The following is an 18,577-nucleotide window of genomic DNA, read 5'->3' as shown; positions in this document are numbered from 1 at the left end:
GAAAGGAATTACAACATGACTAACAAACGAAATAAACGTAAGTTCAGCAACCTGTTCCATTTTACAATTGGAAAGAAATTATACATTTCATTTATTATTATTATCTTACTACCGAGTTTAACGATTGGTTTTACCTCTTACCAAACCTCTCAAACGAAAATTAAAGAACAAATGCTGAATGAATCAGGCGAGAAAGTCGCTATTTTAGATGATTTTATACTAGATAGCATCTCGACCAAGTTTGCAGATGCGGAGTATTTATCATCAACCCTTAACGAAGAATCATTCTCTGATTCAGGAGTACCTGTGTTATTAGAAAGACTTGAACAATATTCCCTCCTTCATCCTGAAGTTATCACAGTTTTCTCAGGTACAAAGGACGGAAACATGTACTTATTCCCTCACGCAGATCTTCCTGAGGATTTTGACCCAAGAGAGCGTGACTGGTATAAACAAGCTGTTTCTGAATCTGGGAAGGCAATTATCACTGAACCTTACGAGGATTTAGCTACAGGCGAAATTCTGGTAACCATCGCTCAAGAAATAAAGGACGGTTCTGGTGTCGTTGGGTTAGACATCAATTTAGAATCATTACGTGAAATCACAAATGGTTTAACTATTGGTGAAAATGGATACACATTTATTTTAACTGCTCAGAAAAAATACTTAATAGACCCTACCCAAGAAACCGGGTCAGAACCACAAGGGGAAACGTATAGTAAGTTAATCTATGAAGAAGATGAAGGTCATTTGACTGATGAATTTGAAGGCAATACGTATGAAACGACTTATGTCACGAATGATTTAACAGGTTGGAAAATTGCGGGTGTTATGGAGCAAGGTGAAATCGACAAAGCTACTCAAGGCATCCTATATACAACGTTTTTAGTTGTAGCTATCTTTGTATTAATTGGAATCATCATCGCTATCTTAATTGTAAGAAGCATTACCAGACCACTGAATGTATTAGTTCAGGTTACGGACCAAGTAAGTAATGGAGACCTGACACAATCCATTAATGTGAAAAATAGTGATGAGGTCGGACAATTAGGCAATAGCTTTAATAAGATGTTGGATTCGTTGAGAGAACTGTTAACAAATGTGGATGATAAATCACAAACATTGGCAGCATCTTCAGAACAGTTAACAGCAAGCTCTGAACAAAATAGTCAAGCAACTGAACAGGTTGCAAATGCGATTCAGGAGGTTGCAGTTGGGACTGAGCAGCAAACTGAAATGGTTCGACATACAACAGATGTGGTTAAAGAAATGTCGATCGGCATTCAACAAATTGAAAAGAACGCTCAAAACGTTTCACGAACATCGACTGAGGCTTTAAGTATTGTAGAAAATGGTGAGCAGGCCATCCAGGAATCGATTCAACAAATGCAAACTATTAATACATCGGTAGCAGACTTAGGAAAAATCATTCATTCACTTGGAGAACGATCCGAAGAGATTAATCAAATTGTAAATGTAATTTCTGATATTGCGAGTCAAACAAACCTATTAGCTTTAAATGCTGCGATTGAAGCGGCAAGAGCTGGAGAACATGGAAAAGGGTTTGCGGTTGTAGCAGATGAGGTGCGAAAGCTAGCTGAACAATCAGCAAAATCTACTGAAAGCATTCGTCAACTAATTGGAACTATTCAAGACGATACCAAACAAGCGGTTGACTCCATGAACAAGGGAACTGAAGAGGCAGAGAAGGGGATCACTGTCGTTAACAATGCTGGTCAATCCTTTACGCAGATCCAACAATTTGTCGATAACGTTTCATCACAAATCCAAGAAGTGTCAGCATCGATTGCGCAAATGACGCAAGGTGCACACCAAGTCGTGGATGCGGTAAGTGAAATCGATGAAATTGCGAGAAAGACAACTGGACAGGGGCAAGAAGTGTCGGCAGCAACTGAAGAACAACTTGCTTCCATGCAGGAAATCGCATCATCAGCTGCTTCGCTATCGTACATGGCAGAAGAACTACAAGAAGCGGTTAGGAAGTTTAGGTTGTAATCAACTACTAAAATAAATTGATAGCTTTATATAGTAAGTAACCGAAAATGTAGATAGACGCATTTTCGGTTCTTTTTTTGGGGGTAGATAATGTAGTGCTTTATTACTATTTCATAGACAAAATACTACGATTTTTTTGACGCGCTTTGACTTCAAACTCATATATTTATTAGAAATGATAGGTTAGGATTGTATTTCCGTCTAAATAACTACATATTATTGCAATAAATGTCAAACGGTAAATATAGTGTCGTATTATTCCGAATTTTATATATTTATTGACTCTTTATAGTGTAGTAACATTTACAGTGTTTCATATATCTACCATTTAATGGTTCGAAAGGAGGGATATAGTAGTAGAACTGTAGAAGGGGTATTAAAAGATATGAGAATGAGAGAGGGGAATAGGTATTGTCGAAAAGTAGTAGGTTCAACAAATTATTTACGAGTTTACTAACCTTTGTTCTAGTGTTTTCATTTTTTGCTCCAGGACTTGTATCCGCAGAATCAACTTTCACGAAAAAAATAAACGTAGATGAAAGAATGGCAAAAATTCAACAAGTCATTGAAGCACAAGAGGCTTTGACTTCAAAAAAGCCGTCCATTCATCCTTCTTTAGTCAATTTAAACGGAGATAAGAAAGTATCAGTAATCGTTCAACTTTCTGAAGATCCAGTTGCCCTTGAAAAAGGAAAGCGAGAACTTGAAGGAAAAACATTTTCTGCAGCACAAGCAGTAGATGTTGAAAAGAAAGTAACATCGCAACAAGCCTCATTTGAAAAACAGCTAAAAGAGGCAAAAATCACAGGAGTAAAAGGTCATTCTTATAAGAAAGTATTTAATGGTGTAGCTTTAACGCTACCTGCAAAGGACATCCAAAAGCTTGTGAATATTAAAGGTGTCGTAAGGGTAGAACCAGATAGTGAGCGTTATGCATTGCAGGAAATGACTCCTGTTGATGGAGAAGTTTCAGCAAGCATGAATACAAGTAATTCGCACCTAGATATTCCTGCTATTTGGGATATGGGGTACGAGGGTGAAAATGTTAAAGTTGCTGTACTTGATACGGGTATCGACTATGAGCACCCAGAATTTGAAGGCATTTATAAAGGAGGACATAACTTTGTTCCGCATGGCAATGACTATGCGCGAGACCGTGCGGATAATGACCCATATGAGACAACACCAGAGGAAAGACCTGCCCACATGCCTGAGGTTAATGCGTCAGGGCGGACATTCTATACGGACCATGGAACACATGTGGCAGGGACAATCGCTGCAATTGGTGCCAATGAATATGGGATCAAAGGAATTGCACCAAAAGTAGATTTATATGCCTATCGTGTATTAGGTGCTTATGGAAGTGGATCAACTTCCGGTATTATGGCTGCTATTGAGAAGTCAGTAGAAGAAGAAATGGATATTATTAACCTTTCACTAGGTGGAGGAAGCAATAGCGAAACCGCTCCAGATTCTATCGCAATCAACAATGCGGTGCTTGCTGGTGTAACGGCAGTTGTTGCAACTGGTAATAGTGGTCCAAATCGTTCTACAATTGGAAATCCATCTACAGCAACACTTGCCATTGCTGTAGGGAATTCTACAGTACCATCAGATAAGATTGAAGCTACAATGGCTGTTAAAGCTGGTGACTTTGAAGATCAATATAACGTGAATTTAATGGGGTGGACATTTGCATCAGACCCTGCAGATACCCTATCTGGAACATTTGATGTAGTTGCAGTTCCAGGACTAGGAGCAGCTACAGACTATGAAGGTCTTGATGTTGAAGGGAAAATCGCGCTCGTATCACGTGGAGAAATTGCATTTGTTGATAAGATTGCGGCTGCAAAAACTGCGGGAGCGCTAGGTATCATTATTCACAATAATGTGGATGGTGCTGGAGCAGCGAACATATTGTTAGGGGATTCATTTAATTTCATCCCTACATACGATATTCCAACAGCAAAAGGAAACGAATTCAGAGACGCAATTGCGGCTACTGATAATAAGTTAGGGCAAGTAACCTTTAGTAATTATAAGAAATCGACGTTAGCAGGAGACGATATTAACGATTCAAGCTCACGTGGGCCATCGACTCCAAACTTCGATATCAAGCCAGATGTATCAGCGCCTGGTACAAATATCATGTCTTCTGTACCAGCTTATGGTAAAGATTACCCTGATGCTGATTACTCTAAAAGCTATGACCGTTTTACTGGTACAAGTATGGCAACACCGCATGTAGCGGGAATTGCGGCATTATTATTATCTAAGAACCCTAATTTAGAGCCATCTGACATAAAAGTAGCTCTATCAAACACAGCAAAACAACTTGATACTGAAAAATATGATGTTTTTGCTCAAGGTGCTGGTCTTGTTCAGCCACTAGAAGCTATTAACGCAAAGGCATTAGCTTATGCTTTAGACACAACTGAATTTGAAGACAAGATACACGAGCATGAAAAAGGAACGGTTACGTTCGGTAAAGTCGTTCCGGATCCAGATAAAGAAACAGTTATTACTAAAGAAATTGAAGTAAGAGATTTAGCTGGTGGTTCAGGTAACTTTGACGTTAGTGTTGATGTCACGAAGGCAGCGACTGGTGCTCTAGCAGGTGCTAAGGTAACAGTCGATAAATCATCGTTTACACTTAGTGGAAAAGAGACTCTGACTGTTACATTAACAGTACCGGCAGGTGAGGATTCACCGGGTAACGAATTACTTGGATATATCCATATTGCAAGTGAAGGAACTAAACTAGCATTACCATTTGCCGCTGCATTTTCTGATGAAGGTCCTACTGGTGTAGAGTATTTCGAACTTGAAAATTACGCTATTTCACCAAATGGAGATGGTAAATTAGATACTACAAATTTATATTTTGGTTTATTTAATGAACAAGCTGCATCAATTGAATTATGGAATGCTGAAAATCCTCAAGATGGGTACTTTGGTGATGGATATTTAGGATATTTAGAATTTTCAATAATCCCTCAAGGGTACTGGAGACTCCCAATTGGTAGTACGTATTATGATTGGGGAACTGATGAAGAAACAGAAATTCCAGAAGGAGTATATACGGTTGATTTCAACTCTTGGGATTTAACCAATGGAGATATTACATTCCTAGCGTGGGATGGTCCTTTCTTCGTGAAAACATCTGCTCCTGAAATTGCATTCAACGCAGTTGATGGAGAAATTGAAGGCTCTGATTACAAGGTAACAGGAAACATTAACGATAAGTTTGTTGACTTTGGAACAAGTGTTAATTGGGCAGGAACTTTTGGAATCAGCTACGACGTTAACGACGTAATGGCCGTTTCTTATGAACTTAAAAATAAAGATGGTAGTATTATCGCACAAGATTCGATTGAAATCGCACAAGATGGTTCATTTGAAATTCCATTAACAGGCTTACAAGGCGGAGAAAATACATTAACTCTATTTGTAGAGGACTATGCTGCAAATACTGCCCAACAAGAAGTTAAGCTTTCTGTAAAAGAAAATGAAGCACCTAAAGAGTTTACTGTTTCATTAACACCTTCTACAACTGAAGAAACAGAAGGTTCAGTTACTGTCACAGTTGCTACTGACAGTGAAGAAGATCTAGTTGCAGTGAAATATTTGAAAGGTGAGAAGTCAGCTGCTGACTTTGTTGAAGGTGGTATTGACGTCAACCTTGAAACAATGGCATTTGACGTAATGGAAAATGGTACGTACACTGTTTATGCTAAAAATAGTGTAGGTGTGGAAGCTGTACAAACGATTTCTATCGAGAACATTGTTGTACCACCAACACCTATTAAAGTGGAGCTTAGTCCTTCTACTACAGAACCAACAGAAGGTCCGATTACTATTTCCGTTTCTCATGACAGCATCGAAGAATTGGAAGCTGTAAAATGGTTAGAAGGAAAGAAAGAGGTTGCTGATTTTGCGGAGGCAGGAAATGAAATTGACATTGCAACCATGTCATTTGATGTATCCGCGAATGGTAGTTACACCGTTTATGTGAAGAACACTGCAGGCGTAGAAGCAGCACAAACAATTGTAGTGGACAATATTGTTGAACCAGTTAAACCTATCAACGTTCAACTAACACCATCAACAACTGAGCCTACAGAAGGTCCTGTATCGATTACAGTTGCTACTGATAGTGAAAGTGAACTAGTTGCAATGAAATGGCTACAAGGTGAAAAGACAGCAGCAGATTTTGTTAATGGAGGAGCAGATATTGATCCTGAAACAAAATCATTTGATGTTGTAGTAAATGACACCTACACAGTCTATGTGAAAAATCTTGATGGTGCTGAGGCTCTACAAACAATTACTGTTGAAAATATTATCGAGCCAACAGAAGAGGTTACGATTGAACTAACACCATCTACAACAGAACCAACAGAAGGTCCAGTACAGATTTTCGTTAATGTTAACAGTGATGTTGTTGAAATGAAGTGGCTAGAAGGTGAAAAGACAGCCGCTGATTTCCAAAATGATGGAATGAATATTGATCTTGAGGAAAAATCATTCTCAGTCGTCAAGAATGGTAAATACACAGTCTACATTAAAAATAGTGACGGTGTTGAAGCTGTTCAAGTAGTTGAAGTGAAGAATATTAAAACTGGGGACCCGGATGATAACGAACCACCTAAACAACCGGAAAACCCTGGTAAGGAAAATCCAGGTCCTGAGCAACCAAAGCCGGAAGATCCAAAAAATCCAAAGCCACAAAATCCAAATCCGGGCAACTCAGGAAATCAACCAGGTGGATCTGATAAAGGTAACGATGATAAGGGTGGTAAGCTTCCGTCAACTGCAACATCAATGTTTAACTATCTTGTAATTGGTGCAGTATTACTGGTAGCTGGAGCACTTGCATTGTTTATCCTAAACAGAAGAAATAAAAAAGTAACACTCTAAGCTAACGAAAACCTACCTTTACTACAAGAAATTCGGTAAAGGTAGGATTTTTTTGTAAGTGCCACAATATAGTAGTATAAGTCATGAAAAGGAGATGGAAATGAAAAGAATCCTACTATACATAATTGGCGGGCTAGCGTTGGTCAGTGTGATTCTCATAATTGGACAGGATAAGAAAATAGATAAAACGGTGAAGAATGTAGAATCAATTAAGGAAGAGGAGGAAGTAGATTTGAGGGATAATCGGAAAAAGATAGGTAAAATTAGTAGTTCACAGAAAAAAATTGTTGGTTTAGATAAAATTGAAACCTCCATTTCAAAAACGGAAACGGACCAAGGTATCTCAATAACATTTGAAATCCATAACGCAGGAGACGAAGATCTCCGTCTACAATTTACATCCAGCCAAGAATATGACTACGAAATTTATAATGAAGCTGGAGAGTTGGTGTACCGTTACTCAGATGAACATGTTTTTGCACAAGTCATTAGGAATGTTCTATTTGCAAAAGGCAAGACCTTGACCTTTGTAGCAGGACTTCCCCAACTAGAGAAAGGCGAATATAAGGTGATTTTTTGGGTGGCTGCTAGAGAATTGAATCACCTTAAAGAGGAATTAACATTTACGGTAGATTAAACTAGGATAGCTTAGCTATATATCGTTAAGATACGTGAATGGGATGTTCCATGACTCCTAACCACTATATAAACAAGTGACATCCCCGTCAATATCATATAAAATGGGAAATATAACGTATAGGACAGGATGGTAAAAATATGAAAACGGCGATTGTAACTGATAGTACAGCTTACATACCAAAGGATCTACGTGAAAAACATAATATACATATGATTCCACTTAGTGTTGTATTCGGTAACGAGAGTTATCGTGAGGAAGTCGATATTACGGCTGAGGCTTTTTATGAGGAACTAAAGGTTCGAAAAGACCTTCCGACGACGTCACAACCACCGACTGGTGAATTTGTGGAGCTTTTTGAACAGCTCGGTAAAGAACATGATGCGATTATTAGTGTACATCTATCAAGTGGTATTAGTGGTACTTACCAAGGATCCGTAACGGCTGGAGAAATGGTAGAAGGAGTGAAGGTACATTCCTTTGACTCTGAAATCAGCTGTATGGTTCAGGGCTTTTATGCACTTGAAGCGGCAGAGATGGCTAGTGAAGGTAAGCCTGCTGATGAAATTATGGAACGACTTAATGAAATGAAGAAAACCATGCGTGCTTATTTTATGGTCGATGACCTAACGAATTTACAGCGTGGTGGTCGTTTGAGCGGAGCAGCGGCATTTGTGGGAAGCCTGCTTCAAGTGAAACCAATCCTTAACTTTGAAGATAAGGTAATTGTGCCATTTGAAAAAATCCGCACTCGTAAAAAAGCATTGAATCGTGTCTTCGAATTGTTCGATGAGGATGCAAGTAAAGGCGTGCCAATGCGTGCAGTGCTCATCCATGGAAACATTGAGGAAGAAGCGAAGTTGATGAAGGTTGACCTCGAACAGAAATACCCAAATGTTGAATTTTTACTAAGCTATTTCGGACCTGTTATCGGAACCCATCTTGGTGAAGGTGCGATTGGGCTAGGTTGGTATCAGAAATAAAAATGGTGCGCCGTGCTAGGGGTGCGGCGCTCTTCTTGGGCAAAAAAAGAAATTAGGAGATTCTCCTAATTTTTGAGTAATTGTTCATCTTGAGGGGTATTCTCTTTATTGTTATTTTCCTCGGCGACAGTTTGTTTGTGCTCATAGCTACTATACAAGCTAAGTACAATAAAATAAACTAACAAAAGAACTGTCCATGTTGAGGACGTAATTTGTATTTTCTCCTGAAATAAAACCGCAAATGATCCGATGAGTAGAATCAAACCGATGCAAAGCAACAACCCATGTTCTAAAATCCACTTCATCATTTCAATCCCTCCCTTTCACCAATAGTAGTCTCCAAATAGTTGGAAAAATAAACATGTATGAAGAATCATCCCACGTAAGCACAATAAAAATTGGAGGTTTTATATGCGATTCTCACTAGAAAACGAAACATTAATCCCTGAGTCATTATCGAACAAGCCTGACTCCAAGCGAATTTCCGATTACGAATCAAGCTTTCCCCAACCATTAAATCCTTCTTTTAAATACTCCACTGAACTTCAAAATCTACTCACCGGCAAGCAGCTCCTCCTCGAAGAACTCCCTTTTTCCTTAGAAGAAATACATACCCACTATATCAATGGATATTTACACTACAGAAAATGCATCGAGAAAACGAAGGATGGTTATTCCTGCGTACGATGTGGGAATGCTGATCAGAAACTTTTTGCATCTTTTGGCTGTGCAAGGTGTAAAGAGGAATGTACGTACTGCAGGAAATGCATCAATATGGGGCGGATGAGTGAGTGTACGGTGCTTGTAACCTGGAGTGGTCCAAATACGAACACGCAAATTCCGGTTAAGCCACTCGCGTGGGAGGGAACACTTTCTGCAGGCCAACAGAAAGCTTCCACAGAACTTATTCAAGCGGTCCATTCAAATGACGAGCTTTTGATTTGGGCTGTGTGCGGAGCGGGGAAAACAGAGATTTTATTTGAGGGAATGGAGACGGCCTTACTTACGGGTAAAAATGTCTGCATTGCAACACCGAGGACCGATGTTGTAATTGAACTTGCTCCTCGGATTAAGGAGTCGTTCCCGGCAATCGATGTCATCGCCTTGTATGGTGGAAGTGAGGACCGCAACAAGACAGCTCCTATTACACTAGCCACCACCCACCAACTACTCCGCTTTTACAAAGCCTTCGATATAATTATTATCGATGAAGTCGATGCCTTTCCGTATTCAGCCGAACCGATGCTGCAATATGCGGTGAATCAAGCTAAAAAAAATATTTCCTCCACCATCTTCCTTACTGCAACACCCAATCAAACCTGGAAAAAGGAAATTGTAGCAGGTAAACGAAAAGCAGTAACGATTCCAGCTAGGTATCATCGCTATCCCTTGCCAGTGCCAGAGTTTGTGTGGTGTGGCAACTGGGAGAAGTTATTGAAAAAGAAGAAGCTTCCGAGAAACGTGGTGTTCTGGGTTAAGGAACATCTGAAAATGAATAAGCAGGCATTTTTGTTTGTACCGCGGATTACTTATCTCGAAAAAATGGTTTCCCTATTACAAGCAATTGACCCCAGAATTCAAGGCGTTCATGCAGAGGATCCTGACAGAAAAGACAAGGTGGCACGTTTTCGAGCAGGAGAAATACCCATCCTTGTGACCACCACTATTTTAGAAAGAGGCGTAACCGTGCCGGATATTGATGTAGCGGTTCTCGGTGCAGAAGACAAAATTTTCACCGAGAGTGCCTTAGTGCAAATTTCAGGTCGTGTTGGAAGAAGTGCGAAGCACCCAACTGGTGAGATTATATTTTTTCATTACGGAAGAACTAGAGAAATGATTAAAGCAAAACAGCATATAGAAAATATGAATAAAGAAGCAGTGCAAAATGGCTTCGTTGATTGATTTTAAGCGTTATTTTTATTATGATTAAAGGTAACGGACAAAGTACGAATAAGGCGGTGTTTTCCAGTGAAAAAGGGTATTTATACGGTTGCACTTTTGTTCATCATCGGCGGACTATCATTGACAGGTTATTCAATTTTTCAAATTTGGGATTCCAATCAGGCACAAAAAGATGCATTGGTTCAAGCGGAGGAACTAATATCTTCCCCTCCTGCTAACGAGCAAATCGACAAGGAAATTGTCATTCCAACTTACGAAAAAGGCGATACAATGGGCGTTCTAGAGGTACCGAAGCTTGGTAAATCAATGCCAATTATTGAAGGAACAGATGAGGAAGAGCTCGAGGTAGGCGTTGGACATTACACTGGCACCGCGCTTCCAACGCAAAATGATCAAATTGTTTTATCAGGTCACCGAGATACTGTTTTTAGACGGTTTGACGAGCTCGAAATTGGCGACACCTTTGTTGTGAAATTGGAATACGGCGAATTCACCTATGAAATTGTCGATACAAAAATTGTCGATGCGGATGATCGAACGATTATTAAATCAACGGCTCCAAACGAAGAACTTGTTGTGACAACCTGTTATCCATTCGGATACATTGGAAATGCACCAGACCGATTTATTTTTTATGCAAAAATGGTAGATTAATGAGAAACCCTAAGCTCCCAACTTAGGGTTTTTCTAATACGGAAGAAGTAGGCATTTCTAGGCCAAAAGGGGAATTTACAAGTCGATTTGAAATCTATTATGGTTAAATGAGGAATAAATAAAAATATTTCCAATTTATGTTTATTGTGCAATAATAAGGGTAGTTAGAAGAGAATGGGGAGTTTCGTGTGAAGGTCTTTAACGCAATGGAGCCGCTAGTCGCAGAAGCAATCAATGAAAATTGGTCCGAATACAATCTACCATGTCGATGTGAACAATGTAAAAACGATGTATTCGCCCTCACATTAAATAGTTTAACACCACGTTATGTCTCGAAGGAAAATGGCGTGGCGTATGTGAAAGCGCAATATTTTGATAAACAAATGATGGCTAATATTTATGTCAAAATTGCCGAAGCTGTAAGTATCGTCGCAAAAAATCCTCAATGTGAAAATTTAAAAAGGAGTTGAGCTATGTCTACATGCATGCTGTGCCATCTTTCATTTGAAGAGGTGGATTCATGGGCAACCCTGTTTTCGCTGGCAGCACCTGATCCACTGTGTTCATCCTGCAGCGATAAATTTGAAAAAATTGACGGTGAACGTTGTGAAATCTGTAGTCGTCCTTTTAGCGATGTGCCAGGTGAGTACAGAGAAGGAAACCTCTGTTATGACTGTGTTCGATGGGAAAACGATTCATACTGGCAGGGTGTACTTAAAAAGAACCAATCGATTTACCTCTACAATGATTTTGCTAAAGATGTGATATCCCTCTATAAATTCCGTGGTGACTACGCTATATCCTCTATTTATAAAACACCTCTTAAAAAAGCATTCAAAACTCATTTTAATCCTTCCTATTTTATCGTTCCAATTCCATTAAGTGACGAGCGTCTATATGAACGTGGGTTTAATCAAGCAAGCGCGCTGGCCGGTTTGTTGGACATGCCCGTTCATGAAGTACTAGCACGTACGCATTTAGAGAAACAATCGAAAAAAGGCCGAACCGAGCGGATTTCGGGAGAAAATGTGTTCCGAGTAGTTGGTGAAGTAACAGATAAAGACATTCTACTAATCGATGATATTTATACCACAGGATCTACGTTGCGGCAGGCTGGGAAAGTGTTACTAGAGGCTGGGGCGAAGACAGTTTCGTCGTTGACGTTGATGAGGGGCTAATTTTTTCAAAAAACTGACACTATAAACATCTGCTAAAACACCGATATAATAGATAGAAAAAAGGTGTACAGGAGTGATTTACGATGGGTGAACTAATGAATTGCCCTAATTGTGGTGGTCTTTTTGTTAAAACAAATCTTCGTGATGTTTGTGAAAAATGCTATAAAGAAGAACAAATGGCGTTTGAAACGGTTTATACATTTATTCGTAAACGTGAAAACCGAACTGCAACAATTCTAGAGGCATCACAAGGAACCGGTGTCGATGAAGAATTAATTATAAAATTCATACGGACAGGTAAGCTTAAACTAGCACAATTCCCTAACCTTGGATATCCATGTCAGAAATGTAGCACCCTAATACGCGAAGGAAATTTATGCGACGATTGTGCAAAGGAACTAAGAACCGAGCTATCCACCTTCGAAAAAGAAGAGGAACGGTTAAAAGAGCTTCGTGAACGTGAAAAAAGAACGTATTTTGTAAAGTAAAATACTAAACAATATCGCGTTCTTACCGATAATAATAAAAAGACGTGCGATTCGGAGAGAAAGCGAGGTTTTACGATGAAGATTAATCAATTCGGTCCAGTAGGAATGAATCCATATAAAAAGCAAATGAACAAAATGGCTGCTACTGAAAAGTCAGCGCAGACAGACAAGGTTGAAATTTCTTCTGCTGCAAAGCAACTACAAGAAACATCACCAATAACAGTAGCTCGTCAGGAAAAGGTTGAAGCGCTCAAGCAACAAGTTCAAAGCGGAACCTATAAGGTGAACGCAGAAGACGTTGCGAAAAGCGTATACGATTTTTATTTTAAAAAGTAGTTTGAGAACGGAGGGTCATTATGTCAGCTGAAAACTTAGTCACAACGCTAAAAAAGATACTACTGTTACATCAGAACTTACTTAAGCTTTCAGAGCGTAAAACAGACATCTTGAAAAAAGGTGACATTGATGCCCTCAACGAACAAATGAAGGAAGAGCAGAAATACATTCTAGCCATCAGACAAGTGGAAAACGAACGGATTGCCATTGTTGAAAAGCTGCTTGGACCACGGGTTCAAGAGAAGACATTGTCTAAATGTATTGAGGCTTCAAAGGAGCCTGTGCGATCAGAACTTGTGGAATTACATGAAGAACTGGTTAATGTGACTGCAGACTTAAAGGCAGTGAACGAATTAAACCAACAGCTCACACACCAGTCACTGCAGTATGTGAACATGTCAATGGACATGCTTATGCCGCACGAGCAAACTGCAACCTACGGAAACCCAGCGGGAACAAAAGAGAAAAAGCAAGCACGCTCGATGTTTGACTCGAAAGCTTAACTCTTTTATTCACTTTAACACTGTAATACTTTATCACAGTGGGGGTCAGGCCCCGAGGAGGAAAAAATGGTATCAACTTTTCATGGATTAGAAACAGCACGCCGTGGCATGATGACACAGCAAAGTGCGTTATATACAACTGGACACAATATAGCGAATGCAAATACACCTGGTTACTCAAGACAACGTGTTAATTTTGTTCAATCAAATCCATTTCCGTCTCCTGGGCTTAATGCTGAAAGAATGCCTGGTCAGATTGGAACTGGTGTAGAGGCAGGTACAATCCAGCGTGTGCGCGAAAGCTTTTTAGACGTTCAATTTCGTGGTGAGCAAACAAAAACAAGCTACTGGGAAACTCGTGCAAATGCATTAGGGAAGATGGAAGAAATTATGAATGAGCCAACTGAAACTGGCCTTGCGAATACGATGAACCAATTTTGGCAGTCATTGCAAGACTTAGCGGCAAACCCAGAAGACCAGGGAGCACGTTCGGTAGTGCGCCAACGTGGTGAAATGGTAGCTAATACATTCAACTATCTATCAAACTCGCTAACTGCGATAAAAGATGACTTTGGTAAACAAATCAGTGTAACTGTGAAAACAGTAAACTCGCTTTCTGATCAAATCAGCAAGATTAATAAGCAAATTTCCGAGATAGAACCTGTTGGATATTTACCGAACGATTTGTACGACGAGCGCGATCGATTGATTGATGAGTTGTCTAAGTTTGTTGAAATCAAAGTGCATCCTCCAAGAAGTAGTGGTGGAGACTCACTTCCCGTAGCAGAAGGAATACTAGATATCTCTATCGTTGGCGAAAATGGGACAGAAACGAAGTTAATAGATGGCAGCAATTATAAAAAGCTTTCAGTTGCTCCAGCTATGGATTCTGACGGAGACGGAGTAAACGACCAGCCAACTGGTTCCGTCACAGGATTTCAACTAGATGGACAAGCCATCCCTATTGTTCGAAATGGAGAATTAAAAGCATTAGTAGAATCCTTTGGATATGTTGACGCCAATGGAAATGAAAAAGGAATTTACTCGAAAATGATAGATGACCTTGATAAAATGGCGTATTCATTTGCGATGCAATTTAATAATGTCCATAACCAAGGTTATACACTGAAGACTTCAACTGAAGAGAGTGTTGCAGGTGGAGACTTTTTTGAGCCATTTACTAATGGTTATAAAAATGCAGCTGCAACAATGAAAGTATCTTCTAACATTGATAATATCAGTCATATCGCCGTTTCTACGATTCAAGGTGAGTCTGGTAATGGTTATAATGCTACAAATCTAGCAAATGTGAAAAATGATGATTTTGGAAAAATACCTGGTTTTCCGATTACAGCAGGTAGCATTCAAACTTTCTACGAATCCCTTATTGGTTCAATGGGAGTAGATTCACAGGAATCCATTCGGATGGCAGATAATTCAGCCGTTCTGAAGGATTCAGTTGAAAATCGACGCCAATCGATAAGTGCGGTTTCACTAGATGAAGAAATGACAAACATGATTAAATTCCAACACGCATACAACGGTTCAGCAAGAATGATTACAGTACTTGATGAAATGCTTGAACGTATCATAAACGGACTAGGAACTGGCGGAAGGTAGGTGTAAAACATGCGCGTAACACAAACGATGCTTACGAATAATATGTTGCGAAACCTAAGCAACAGCTATGAAAGACTTGGAAAATATCAAGATCAATTGAATACACAAAAGAAGATTACCAAACCATCGGATGATCCCGTTATCGCGATTAAGGGAATGAGATACCGGACTGACCTTAATGAAATTGAACAATATAAGCGTAACCTATCAGAGGCATATACATGGATGGAATCTTCTGACGATGCGATGGATAAAATGACACAGGCATTGCAACGTGTCAGAGAGTTAACTGTACAGGCTAGCACAGGTACGAATGGACCGGATGAAAAAGAAAATATCGCAGTTGAAATTAAGCAATTAAAAGAGCATATTGCAACGATTGCTAATACGAAGGTTGGGAATAAACATCTCTTTAATGGTACGAATACCACAGATGCGCCGGTAAATTTGGCAGGTAATCAAATTTCGTTATCAACAAATGATGTTTTACTAGAAGTTTCTAAGAATGTCCATATCAATGTGAATGTAAAGCCTAATGATTTATTAAAAGGTAGTAATACAAATGATATTTTTACTGAGCTTGATAACCTAGTAAATGATTTAAATTCTGACGGTGATGTTAGCAGTTACCTCGATTCTCTAGATTCTCATATGACGAACGTTATTGCAGTTCGAGCTGATCTAGGTGCAAGATACAATCGGATTGAACTTATTGATGATCGACTTGGTTCACAAGAAGTCATTGCCAATAAAATAATTTCTGAGAATGAAGATGCCGAAATGGAAAAGGTGATTATTGGTTTAACAACCGCAGAAGCCGTACACCGCGCATCACTGGGTATTGGATCTAGAATTATTCAACCAACACTAATGGACTTTTTACGTTAAGCTATCTTGTTATGAGATAGCTTTTTTGATAGGAGCGATATACTAATGGAGTTAGCACAAATTCGCTTAAATTCACAAAGTGCTAAAATTGGAATTCAAACAACAAAACCAGTTCAAGAAATTCAACAACCAAAGGCAGATTTATCTATCGAACAGCCAACGGCTGAACTGTTGATAGAAACTACACCAGGAAAGCTATCAATTGACCAAACAGAAGCCTGGGCTGATATGGATCTAAAACATATTTCACGAAGAATAGCAGAAGCTGCAGATAAAGGCTATCAAGATTCACTTGAGGGAATTGCAAGACGTGCACAAGAAGGTAATGAGTTAATGAAGATTGAAAATGGCGGTACTCCAATTTCCCAAATTGCGAAACGCAATAGCGAAGGACCAGAATTACAATTCAACGTTGGATGGATACCATCACATTTTAGTGTCAAGACTAATTATGTACCGGCTGAGGTCGATATACAGGTGAACGTGAATAAGCCGAAAATTAATTCCACCATCAATAAATCTATCCACGAGTATACACCAGGGAAAGTCGATATAACACTTGAACAAAGGCAGTCACTTAATGTTGATTTTGCTAATTTAAAATTCGTAGGTGTAAACTACGAGCTAGAGATATAAGGATGTGAAAAAATGAAACTAGATACGAAATACCATGGCGAGATACATATAGATGAAAATGAGATTATTACGTTTGAGAATGGTATTCCTGGTTTTTTAGAAGATAAGAAATTCGTGATTTTACCATTCGGTGAGGAAACGGGAATTTCAATACTACAGGCAGTGGAGAATGTTCAACTTGCATTTGTAATAACTGACCCTTTTTTCTTTTTTAAGGAGTACGATTTTACTATTGAAGATCAAGTTGTTGACCAACTACAGCTTGAATCGGAAAAAGATGTTATTGTCTATGTAATCTTAACCGTCCAGGATCCGTTTGAAAAAACAACTGCAAACCTACAAGCACCAATTGTGATAAATAATAAAGAGAAACTTGGCAAACAGGTAATCTTAACAAATACTAGTTACCAAACAAAGCATAATATTTTTGACAAAGTATCAACAAAATAGGAGGTGGGAGCATGCTTGTACTAACGAGACGGATCAATGAATCGATAAAGATTGGTGATGAAATTGAAATTACCATTTTATCAGTAAGTGGGGAACAAATAAAAATTGGCATAGATGCACCAAAGCACGTCGAAATTCATCGAAAAGAAGTTTACCTTGAAATTCAAAACGAAAACAATCAAGCCTCCCAAGCCTCGATTGATTTGTTAAAACAATTTAATAAAAATTTTAGAAATACCCGTTAACCATGAACTGCCCCCTGTCAGGTAGACAGTGGAAATAATAAAAAGGTGTTTAAACAGCTTTAGCTCTATATTCCATAGGGCTGAGGCCGTTTAGTCGTTTTTGATATCTATCATGATTATAGAAATGTATATACTGGTTTATAGCTTTAGTTAATTCTTCAAATGTCTCATATTTATGCAAATAGTACTTCTCGCATTTGAGTGTTCCCCAAAATGATTCCATTGGTCCATTATCGATACATCTTCCAACTCTGGACATACTTAGTGTCATCTTTGCCTTGTCTATTCTACGTTTAAAGCCATGAGAAGTGTATTGGAAACCACGATTTCTATGAATAAGTGGGTGTTCTCCATCCAACGACTTTATAGCTTGATCAAAGGTCTCGAAAACAAGTTTATTATTATTTGAATGCCCTAAAACATAACTAACAATAGACCCATCATATAAATCTTTTATGGCGCTTAAATAAGCTTTCTTTGATGAACCATATTTAAATTCTGTTACATCTGTAACACATTTCTTATTTGGTTTTTCTGCGGCAAATTCGCGGTTTAATACGTTTTCCGCCACATGTTGAGGAGTAGAGTGCTTATGAAGCTTCCTTTTTATTCGAATTACAGACTTTATTCCAGCCAGTTTCATTAGTCTGTAAAAGCGTTTGTGGTTGAATCGTTCATCTAGTTTTCTATTTATGGTCATCATCATTCTACGATAACCATAGATGCCTTCCACTTTTTCATGGATAGCTTTCATCTCTTTAATAATTACTTCATTCTGAAGTTCTCTTGCGGAAGGTGTACGCTTTAACCATTTATAGTAAGCTGCTCGTTATATACGAGCGATTTTACAAAGCATGATAATACTAAAATCTTCTTTCTCATGAAGTTCTTGAATTGCTAAATATGTATCTTCAAATCGGATTTCGCTTTCTAATTTTTTCAACTGAAGTTTGAAATTATCTTCTGGTGTTAATTCAGCTGCTTCCTTTTTCCTTCCACGCCCATCTTTAAGTGCTTCATCCCCAATAATTTCGTACTTCTTAACCCATTGGTATACTTGTTGATATGAGACCTTGAAGGTCTCGGCTGTTCTTCGAAAGTCTTTTCCGTTCCCCAAGCAA

General features: G+C 38.9%; 17 protein-coding genes and 1 pseudogene. 16 read left to right on the top strand and 2 right to left on the bottom strand.

The genetic code is table 11. The annotated features are described in order from the left end of the window. Nucleotides 1-15: 15 nt before the first annotated feature. From CZ490_RS15335 to CZ490_RS15320, 4 genes are all read left to right on the top strand, one after another. Nucleotides 16-2,016, top strand: coding sequence for a methyl-accepting chemotaxis protein (locus tag CZ490_RS15335; protein WP_077619711.1), 2,001 nt, complete (start codon nt 16-18; stop codon nt 2,014-2,016). A gap of 411 nt (nt 2,017-2,427) precedes the next feature. Beyond that, on the top strand, nt 2,428-6,936 hold the full coding sequence (locus CZ490_RS15330; RefSeq protein WP_077619710.1) for a S8 family serine peptidase: 4,509 nt from the start codon (nt 2,428-2,430) through the stop codon (nt 6,934-6,936). A 100-nt stretch (nt 6,937-7,036) separates the two neighbouring features. After that, on the top strand, nt 7,037-7,573 hold the full coding sequence (locus CZ490_RS15325; RefSeq protein ID WP_159439965.1) for a BsuPI-related putative proteinase inhibitor: 537 nt from the start codon (nt 7,037-7,039) through the stop codon (nt 7,571-7,573). A gap of 140 nt (nt 7,574-7,713) precedes the next feature. Next, nucleotides 7,714-8,556 carry a DegV family protein gene (locus CZ490_RS15320; protein ID WP_077619708.1) on the top strand — a complete coding sequence of 281 codons (843 nt, stop codon included), beginning with the start codon at nt 7,714-7,716 and terminating at the stop codon, nt 8,554-8,556. A gap of 65 nt (nt 8,557-8,621) precedes the next feature. On the opposite strand, the gene CZ490_RS15315 is transcribed toward CZ490_RS15320, so the two are convergent. Beyond that, nucleotides 8,622-8,864, bottom strand: a complete 243-nt coding sequence (locus CZ490_RS15315; protein WP_077619707.1) for a hypothetical protein — start codon at nt 8,862-8,864, stop codon at nt 8,622-8,624. 103 nt (nt 8,865-8,967) lie between these two features. Here CZ490_RS15315 and CZ490_RS15310 point away from each other — a divergent pair, with 103 nt between their 5' ends. The 12 genes from CZ490_RS15310 (at nt 8,968) to csrA (ending at nt 17,456) form a co-directional block, all read left to right on the top strand. Further along, complete coding sequence (locus tag CZ490_RS15310) at nt 8,968-10,458, top strand: ATP-dependent helicase ComFA (protein WP_077619706.1); 1,491 nt, start codon at nt 8,968-8,970, stop codon at nt 10,456-10,458. Between the two features lie 66 nt (nt 10,459-10,524). After that, a complete protein-coding gene (locus CZ490_RS15305) occupies nt 10,525-11,112 on the top strand; it encodes a class D sortase (RefSeq protein ID WP_077619705.1) in 588 nt (195 codons plus the stop codon). 206 nt (nt 11,113-11,318) lie between these two features. Further along, entirely contained in the window at nt 11,319-11,582 is a 264-nt protein-coding gene (locus tag CZ490_RS15300) for a late competence development ComFB family protein (RefSeq protein ID WP_234987246.1), read from the top strand. A gap of 3 nt (nt 11,583-11,585) precedes the next feature. Then, nucleotides 11,586-12,290 (top strand): ComF family protein, encoded by a 705-nt coding sequence (locus tag CZ490_RS15295; protein ID WP_077619703.1) that lies wholly within the window; start codon nt 11,586-11,588, stop codon nt 12,288-12,290. 83 nt (nt 12,291-12,373) lie between these two features. Then, nucleotides 12,374-12,778 carry a TIGR03826 family flagellar region protein gene (locus CZ490_RS15290; protein ID WP_077619702.1) on the top strand — a complete coding sequence of 135 codons (405 nt, stop codon included), beginning with the start codon at nt 12,374-12,376 and terminating at the stop codon, nt 12,776-12,778. A gap of 75 nt (nt 12,779-12,853) precedes the next feature. Continuing rightward, nucleotides 12,854-13,114: a flagellar biosynthesis anti-sigma factor FlgM gene (gene flgM, locus CZ490_RS15285; RefSeq protein ID WP_077619701.1), complete on the top strand. Its 261-nt coding sequence runs from the start codon at nt 12,854-12,856 to the stop codon at nt 13,112-13,114. A gap of 20 nt (nt 13,115-13,134) precedes the next feature. Further along, complete coding sequence (locus CZ490_RS15280) at nt 13,135-13,617, top strand: flagellar protein FlgN (protein ID WP_077619700.1); 483 nt, start codon at nt 13,135-13,137, stop codon at nt 13,615-13,617. Nucleotides 13,618-13,683: 66 nt separating this feature from the next. Then, nucleotides 13,684-15,237 (top strand): flagellar hook-associated protein FlgK, encoded by a 1,554-nt coding sequence (gene flgK / locus CZ490_RS15275; RefSeq protein WP_077619699.1) that lies wholly within the window; start codon nt 13,684-13,686, stop codon nt 15,235-15,237. A 9-nt stretch (nt 15,238-15,246) separates the two neighbouring features. Next, complete coding sequence (flgL, locus tag CZ490_RS15270; protein ID WP_077619698.1) at nt 15,247-16,125, top strand: flagellar hook-associated protein FlgL; 879 nt, start codon at nt 15,247-15,249, stop codon at nt 16,123-16,125. Nucleotides 16,126-16,170: 45 nt separating this feature from the next. Then, nucleotides 16,171-16,761 carry a DUF6470 family protein gene (locus tag CZ490_RS15265; RefSeq protein WP_077619697.1) on the top strand — a complete coding sequence of 197 codons (591 nt, stop codon included), beginning with the start codon at nt 16,171-16,173 and terminating at the stop codon, nt 16,759-16,761. Between the two features lie 12 nt (nt 16,762-16,773). Continuing rightward, a complete protein-coding gene (gene fliW / locus CZ490_RS15260) occupies nt 16,774-17,211 on the top strand; it encodes a flagellar assembly protein FliW (protein WP_077619696.1) in 438 nt (145 codons plus the stop codon). Between the two features lie 11 nt (nt 17,212-17,222). Continuing rightward, nucleotides 17,223-17,456, top strand: a complete 234-nt coding sequence (csrA, locus tag CZ490_RS15255) for a carbon storage regulator CsrA (protein ID WP_077619695.1) — start codon at nt 17,223-17,225, stop codon at nt 17,454-17,456. A gap of 49 nt (nt 17,457-17,505) precedes the next feature. Here the strand turns inward: csrA and CZ490_RS15250 are convergent. Then, nucleotides 17,506-18,577 (bottom strand): annotated as a pseudogene (locus CZ490_RS15250) (IS3 family transposase); the annotation flags it as partial.

The sequence above is a fragment of the Litchfieldia sinesaloumensis genome, from assembly GCF_900156865.1.
In the GTDB taxonomy this organism is placed as follows: Bacteria; Bacillota; Bacilli; order Bacillales; family Bacillaceae_L; genus Ferdinandcohnia; species Ferdinandcohnia sinesaloumensis.
This window is presented reverse-complemented; position numbering and strand designations above follow the sequence as displayed.